Annotated in this window: 7 protein-coding genes; 3 read left to right on the forward strand and 4 right to left on the reverse strand. The window is 70.8% G+C overall.

Annotated elements, in window-relative coordinates:
• A partial coding sequence (locus AC3WPZ_RS27335; RefSeq protein WP_492442488.1) for a tripartite tricarboxylate transporter substrate-binding protein occupies positions 1-267 on the forward strand: 267 nt, incomplete at its 5' end.
• Positions 268-289: 22 nt separating this feature from the next.
• On the opposite strand, the gene AC3WPZ_RS27340 is transcribed toward AC3WPZ_RS27335, so the two are convergent.
• A complete protein-coding gene (locus AC3WPZ_RS27340) occupies positions 290-1,192 on the reverse strand; it encodes a LysR family transcriptional regulator (RefSeq protein ID WP_492442490.1) in 903 nt (300 codons plus the stop codon).
• 150 nt (positions 1,193-1,342) lie between these two features.
• Here AC3WPZ_RS27340 and AC3WPZ_RS27345 point away from each other — a divergent pair, with 150 nt between their 5' ends.
• Entirely contained in the window at positions 1,343-2,341 is a 999-nt protein-coding gene (locus tag AC3WPZ_RS27345) for a LysR family transcriptional regulator (RefSeq protein WP_492442492.1), read from the forward strand.
• On the opposite strand, the gene AC3WPZ_RS27350 is transcribed toward AC3WPZ_RS27345, so the two are convergent.
• The 3 genes from AC3WPZ_RS27350 to AC3WPZ_RS27360 all read right to left on the reverse strand — a co-directional run bounded on the left by AC3WPZ_RS27350 (position 2,227) and on the right by AC3WPZ_RS27360 (position 5,179).
• Complete coding sequence (locus AC3WPZ_RS27350) at positions 2,227-3,300, reverse strand: NAD/NADP octopine/nopaline dehydrogenase family protein (protein WP_492442494.1); 1,074 nt, start codon at positions 3,298-3,300, stop codon at positions 2,227-2,229. The genes AC3WPZ_RS27345 and AC3WPZ_RS27350 overlap by 115 nt on opposite strands.
• Before the next feature lie 8 nt (positions 3,301-3,308).
• A complete protein-coding gene (locus AC3WPZ_RS27355; protein ID WP_382152649.1) occupies positions 3,309-4,286 on the reverse strand; it encodes a Bug family tripartite tricarboxylate transporter substrate binding protein in 978 nt (325 codons plus the stop codon).
• Between the two features lie 107 nt (positions 4,287-4,393).
• Positions 4,394-5,179, reverse strand: a complete 786-nt coding sequence (locus tag AC3WPZ_RS27360) for an IclR family transcriptional regulator (protein WP_382152646.1) — start codon at positions 5,177-5,179, stop codon at positions 4,394-4,396.
• Between the two features lie 74 nt (positions 5,180-5,253).
• On the opposite strand from AC3WPZ_RS27360, the gene AC3WPZ_RS27365 reads away from it, so the two are divergent.
• Positions 5,254-6,312, forward strand: a 1,059-nt coding sequence (locus AC3WPZ_RS27365) for a CobW family GTP-binding protein (protein WP_492442496.1), incomplete at its 3' end; no start/stop codon positions are given.

Here is a 6,312-nt window from a genome sequence, read left to right on the forward strand (position 1 = left end):
GTGCCCACCCTGGCTGAGTTGTACCCGGGGCTGGAAATTTTCACCTGGCTGGGCTTCTGGGTCCCGGCGAAGACGCCAGCAGCGGTCATGCAGCGGCTGCACCAGGAACTGACCACGATCAACCGCTCGCCCGAGATGGTGAAGTACATCTCCGATGCCGGGCTGGACATCTCCTTGACCACGCCCGCGGAAACCGAGGCCATCATCAAACGCGATGCGGAAGTGATGGGGAAGTTGATCAAGACCAAGGGGATCAAGCTGGAGTGAGAGGCCGGCGGCCGGTCGGTCGTCAGGCGCGGCGGGTGTCGGCCGACGCCCGCAGGGCGCCCAGAAAACGCGCCAGGTGGGGGTTCGTGTCGGCGTCCCGGTAGCCCAGGTAGAGGCTGGAGACGGCCTCCTTGTCGAGGATGCGGCTGTACAGCACCCCGTCGAGCTGCACGCATTGCGTGCCCTGGGGCACGATGGCCACGCCGAAGCCGGACGCCACCAGGCCGATCATGGTCGAGGCATCGCGCGCCTCGTGCATGACGGCCGGGCGGAACCCGGCCTTGGCGCACAGGTCCAGCACCTTCCAGTAGAGGCCGATGCCCGCGTCCCGGGGGTAGACGATCAGCGGCACGTTCTTCAGTTCGCCGATGTGGATGCCCTTGCCCTTGGTCAGCACGTGCTGCTGCGGCATGGCGGCCACCAGCGGCGCCGAGTACCACTCCTCGATCACCACCCCGGTGGGCACGCCCACGTTGGGCTTGCGCAGCACGCCCAGGTCCAGCGAGCGCTGGTGGATCGCATCGAGCTGGTGCATCGAGGGCATCTCCAGCATCTTCAGTTCCACCGACGGGTGGGCCGCCTGGTGGCGCCGGATCGCCTGCGGCAGCGCCTGCGTCAGGATCGACGAGGCGGTGAAGCCGATGCTGAGCTTGCCCACATCGCCCGTCGCCGCGCGGTGCGCCTCGTCCTTGGCCGTCTGCACCGAGGCGAGGATGCCGCGCGCGCGCTCCAGGAAGTAGCGGCCCGCCTGCGTGAGGTAGACCCGCTTCTTGTCGCGCTCGAACAGCTGCACGCCCAGCTCCTCTTCGAGCGCGCGGATCTGCGTGCTCAGCGGGGGCTGCGCGATGTAGAGCCGCTCGGCGGCGCGGGTGAAGTTGAGCTCTTCGGCGACGGCCACGAAGTAGCGCAGGTGGCGAAGTTCCATGGTATGTCTGGCGTATGGATGGAGGTTCGAACAGCATACCGCCGAATATCGATGCCGGGCGCCAAAGGCGGTATGCTGGCCGGCCGCCCTGTCGCGGCGGACCAGGGCATTCATGAAAGGCGTCGAGTGAGGAACCCATCGCAGCGGCTCATGGCCGCCCTGCGTTTTCGCCAGCTGGAGCTGCTCAGCACGCTGGCCGACACCGGCAACATGCGGGCCGCGGCGCAGCGGCTGCACATGACCACGGCCGCGGTGAGCAAGGGCCTCAAGGACGTGGAGGCGCTGTTCGAGCAGCCGCTGTTCCACCGCCTGCCGCGCGGCGTGGTGCCCACCGTGGCCGGCACGCTGGTGGTGCAGCGCGGGCGCGTGCTGCTGGCGGAGATGGAGCAGCTCTCCGACGAACTGGCCGCGCCACTGCGCCCGCTGCACGAGCGGCTGAAGATCGGCGCCACGCCGTTCCTGACCTGGACCGTGCTGCCGCGCATCCTCTCGGTGCTCGCGGCGCAGGACCAGCTGCCCGGCGTGCTGCTGCTCGAAGGGCGGCTGGCCGACATCTCGCGCCAGCTCGAGGCCGGCGAGGTGGACGCCCTGATCACCATGGACACGCCCTCCGAACTCGGCAGCCTGTCGGCCCAGGGTTTCACCATCGAGCACATCGGGCTGGAGCAGTGGCGCGTGGTCGGCTCACCGCACCATGCGCTGGCCGCGAACCGCGGCGCGAACAGCCCGCCCCTGCGCTGGGCCGAGGTGGCGCAGGCCCACTGGATCCTGCCGCCCCGGCCGACCAACTCGCGCATGATGCTGGAGCACACGCTGCGCGGGCACGGCCTGCCGGCGCTCATCCCGCACATCGAGACCATGAGCGCGATCACCCACCTGGAGCTGGCCGAGCAGAACCTGGGCCTCACGCTGGCGGCCCAGGGCACGCTGACCGAGCGGCTGCGGCGCGGCAGCCTGGTGGAGCTGCCGATGGAGAGCCTGCCGCCGCCCGTGCCCATCGCCATGGTCTACCGCCGCAGCGGCAACGACCGGGCTCAGCTGGCCGGGCTGGCCGCCGCCGCGCAGCGCGCCAGCAGCGCGTCCGCGCCACCGCCCGCGATGTCCAGCGCGTCGAGCAAGAAGTTGGCGGCGCGGAAGTCGCGCCCGTAGGCCACGGCCAGCAGGCCGAGGCAGGCCGAGAGCACCGGCGTGCGCACCCCGGCCGCGCGCCCGAGCGCTTCCAGGAAGGCCAGGCCGAACGGCGCGTCTTCCAGCACGTAGCGGTGCTGCAGCGAGGCCGGCCCGTTCGGGCTCATGCCGTTGGCGGTGATCGCGGCCGCCATGGTGTGCAGCGGCCCTTCGGGCACGTGGTAGGAGCGCGCGTAGTGCTGGCGCAGCGACGGGACTTCGAGCCCGAAGCCCTGCGCCACCGCGCGGCGCTCGAGGTCCAGCGCCTCGGCCATGCGGCCCACCACCGCCGTGAAGTGGCCGAACAGCGACCAGGCTTCGCCGGCCTCCATGCGCGTGAGGTTCGGGATCACCTCGGCCGCGTGCGCGATCGGGTTGATGTTGGCCAGCGTGGGCGTGAGCAGGTTGTCCGCCGCGACGAAGCGGTCGCCGAACAGGTCCGCGCACAGCTGCCGCGCCTCCGAAGGGTCCAGCGGGCCCACGGTGGCCATGTCGATGCGGCTGCGCAGCGGGTTGACGTGCAGGCTGCCGTCGGGCTGGAAGTGCGTGGTCGTGAGCGTGGTGCCCCAGCCGCTGACCTGCACGCCCTCGGCCGCCGCCGCGATCCACAGCGGCGCCAGCGACAGGGCGCCGCTCACGATCACGTGCTGGCCGGGCCGCCACAGCGCGTTCAGCGGCCCGAGCACGCTGGCGTAGGCGTCGGCCGGCAGGCAGACCAGCACCACGCCGAACTCGGCGAGGCGCTCCGGCGAGGCCAGCCATTCGACCTCGACCTCGCCGCCGACGGCGCCCGAGCAGCTGAAGCTGGCGCGGCCCGCGTGGCGCCGCACCCGGCGCCCGGTGGGCGACCACAGCGCCGGCGCGATGCCGTCGCGCGCGAGAAAGGCGGCGGCGGCGCAACCGACCGGCCCCGCGCCCACGATGGCGATCCGCGATGTCATGCGGCGCATCAGTCCAGCGAGAGCTTGCGCTCGCTGATCAGCCGGCCCCACTTGGCGAGGTCGTCGGCCGCGTCCTTGCGCAGCTCCGCCGGGCTGGCGGCGACCAGCTCGATGCCTTGCTGGCGCAGCCGGTCCTTCAGTTCGTCGTTCTTCTGCACGCTGCGCACCGCCTCGTAGAGCCGGTCGATGACGGCCGGTGGGGTGCCGGCCGGCGCGAACAGCGCGAACTTGGTGGCCGACTCGAAGCGCGGCACGCCCGCTTCTTCCACCGTGGGCACCTGGGGCAGCACCGGGCTGCGCGTGCTGCCGGAGACGGCCACCGCCTTCAGGCGGCCGGCGCGGATCAGCGGCACGGCCACGCCGATGTCGACGAAGCCCAGGTCGACCTCGCCGGAGGCCACGGCCAGCGTGGCCGGTCCACCGCCCTTGTAGGGGATGTGCGTGATGGAGGTGCGCGTGAGGTCCTTGAACAGCTCGCTGGCCAGGTGGCTGGTGGAGCCGTTGCCGCCCGACGAGTAGTTCAGCCGGCCGGGCTGCTGCCGCGCGAGCGCGATCACGTCCTTGACGCCTGGCGCGTTGAGCGTGGGCCTGACGGTGAGGATCAGCGGGCTGGTGCCCACCAGCGAGATCGGCGCGAGCGCATCGGGCCCGTAGGGCAGGGGCTTGATCAGGTGCGGCGCGATCGCGTAGGTGCTGTTGGTCGCCAGGATGATGGTGTAGCCATCCGGCTTGGCGCGGCTGGCTTCGCTGTGGGCGATCGTGCCCACGGCGCCCGCGCGGTTGTCCACCACCACGGGCTGCTCCAGCTGCCGGGCCATGTGGGCCGCGAGGTGGCGCGCCAGCAGGTCGGTGGCGCCGCCGGCCGTCCAGCCCACGAGCAGTTTGATGGTCTGGTTCGGGTAGGTGCTCGCCTGCGCGAAGGCGGTGGGGGCGGTGCCGACCGCGATCGCGGCCAGGCCCGCGGCCAGGGCTTGTGTCAATGTCATCGTCGCAACCTCAGGGTGTTTCGCTGAGCGCGAGTCTAGGCAGCGGCGCGCGCCACCACCAGCGAAGCCTTCTCAAGAGGTCTTAACCGCCGGTGAACGCAGGGAGTTCAGGCCGAGGTTTCCAGCGCCGCCGAAATCGCCTGCGCGCAGCGCCGCACCTCGGCCGCGAAGGCGGCCTCGTCGTAGCGCGCGAGCTCGAACACCAGGCTCACGCCCGCCACCACCTGGCCATCGCCGAACACCGGCGCGGCGATGCCCACCCGGCCCCGGGCCACCTCCGAATCGGTGCAGGCGAAGCCGGTCTCGCGGATCGCCTTCATCTGTTTGGCGAAGTCCTTCCAGCCCCCCAGGCCCACGGATTCGCGGATCTCCTGCTCGTGGTCGAGGTAGATCTGCTTGAGCGCGCGGTCACCCAGGTTCGCCAGGATGGCCTTGGACGTGGCCCCCTTGAACATGGGCAGGGCCACGCCGCGCTCGTAGGTGGACGAGGGCGGGTGGTCGCTGCCCTTCTCCTGGTGCACGCACATCACCTGGTCGCGAAAGCGCCGGCTGATCAGCACCACCGCGTGCTGCGTGGTGCGCGCCAGCAACTCGCGCATCGGCCCCGAGGCCGCCTTCACCAGCGGGTCGCCCTGGCGCATCAGCAGGTCGTAGCGGATGAAGGCCGGGCCGAGCATGTACGCCGAGCGCGTCGACGGCGCCAGGAAACCCAGGTTGCTCAGTTCCTTGACATCCCGGTAGGCCGAGCTGATGGACACGCCCATCTCGGCCGCGATCGCCTCCACCGTCCACAGCGTGCGCCGCTCGAAGAGCTGAAGGATGTGCAGCGTCCGGTTGCGCGTGCGGATGCCCGCGCCCTCGCCCGAACGAACTTGTTTCGCATTTGTTTCCATTTTGCTATTATTCGCACTTGTTGCGAAAACTGATGCACCGCAAGCCGGTGCGATTTTCACCAAGGAGAGCCATTATGAGTTCCGATCGTGCGCGGTTGCCGGTGGCCCTGCTGACCGGTTTCCTGGGCAGCGGCAAGACCAGCCTGCTCAACCGCTGGCTGCGCGAGCCCGCGCTGTCGAACGCGGCGGTGGTGGTCAACGAGTTCGGCGACATCGGCATCGACCACAACCTGATCGCCAGCAGCAACGACAACACCATCGAGCTGAGCACGGGCTGCCTGTGCTGCAGCGTGCAGGGCGATCTGGTGGAGACCTTGCGCGAGCTGCTGGACAAGCGCAGCCGGGGCCTGGTGCGCGCCTTCGACCGCGTCGTGATCGAAACCACCGGCATGGCCGACCCCGGCCCGGTGCTGCAGGCCCTCATGACCTTCCCGGTCTCCAACGGCTACCGCCTGGCCCAGGTGATCACCACGGTGGACGGCGTCAACGGCGCCACCACGCTGGACGGTTTCGAGGAAGCCACCAGGCAGGTGGCGGTGGCGGACCAGCTGGTCGTCACCAAGATGGACCTGGCCGACCCGCCGCAGGCCCAGGCGCTGCAGCAGCGCCTGCAGGCGCTCAACCCGGGCGCCACGGTGAGCTGGGCCACGCCGACCCAGGTGCCCTGCCTGGAGGTGCTCACCGAGCTCGACGTGTACGCCGCCGCGACGCCGGCCCCCGCGGTGCGGCGCTGGCTCAACGCCGAGGCCCACGCCGACCAGCCCGCGCGCTACCGCCCGATCGGCGCGGCGGCCGCGCCCCACCACACCGAGGGCATAGCGACCTTCTCGCTCGTGTACGACGAGCCGCTGGCCTGGCAGGAACTCGCCGCCTGGCTCGATGCGCTGGTGCTCGCGCACGGCGACGACCTGCTGCGCGTCAAGGGCATCCTGAACATCGCCGGCGAGGCCCGGCCCATCGTCGTGCACGCGGTGCAGCGCCTGTTCCACCCGCCCGCGCCGCTGGCCGAATGGCCCTACGAGGACCGCCACTCGCGCCTGGTCTTCATCACCCGCGGCCTGGACCGCGCCTACGTCGAACACATCTTCGACGTGATCCGCGGCCGCGCGCCCCGCCCCAACCCCTCTTCCACC

The organism is Hydrogenophaga sp. FW305-3-2-15-A-LB1 (assembly GCF_058787875.1).

Excerpts from the sequence above, each read along its gene's own strand:
- AC3WPZ_RS27350 (WP_492442494.1), bottom strand. The coding sequence starts at position 3,300 with ATGACATCGCGGATCGCCATCGTGGGCGCGGGGCCGGTCGGTTGCGCC.
- AC3WPZ_RS27355 (WP_382152649.1), bottom strand. The coding sequence starts at position 4,286 with ATGACATTGACACAAGCCCTGGCCGCGGGCCTGGCCGCGATCGCGGTC.
- AC3WPZ_RS27340 (WP_492442490.1), bottom strand. The coding sequence starts at position 1,192 with ATGGAACTTCGCCACCTGCGCTACTTCGTGGCCGTCGCCGAAGAGCTC.
- AC3WPZ_RS27360 (WP_382152646.1), bottom strand. The coding sequence starts at position 5,179 with ATGGAAACAAATGCGAAACAAGTTCGTTCGGGCGAGGGCGCGGGCATC.
- AC3WPZ_RS27345 (WP_492442492.1), top strand. The coding sequence starts at position 1,343 with ATGGCCGCCCTGCGTTTTCGCCAGCTGGAGCTGCTCAGCACGCTGGCC.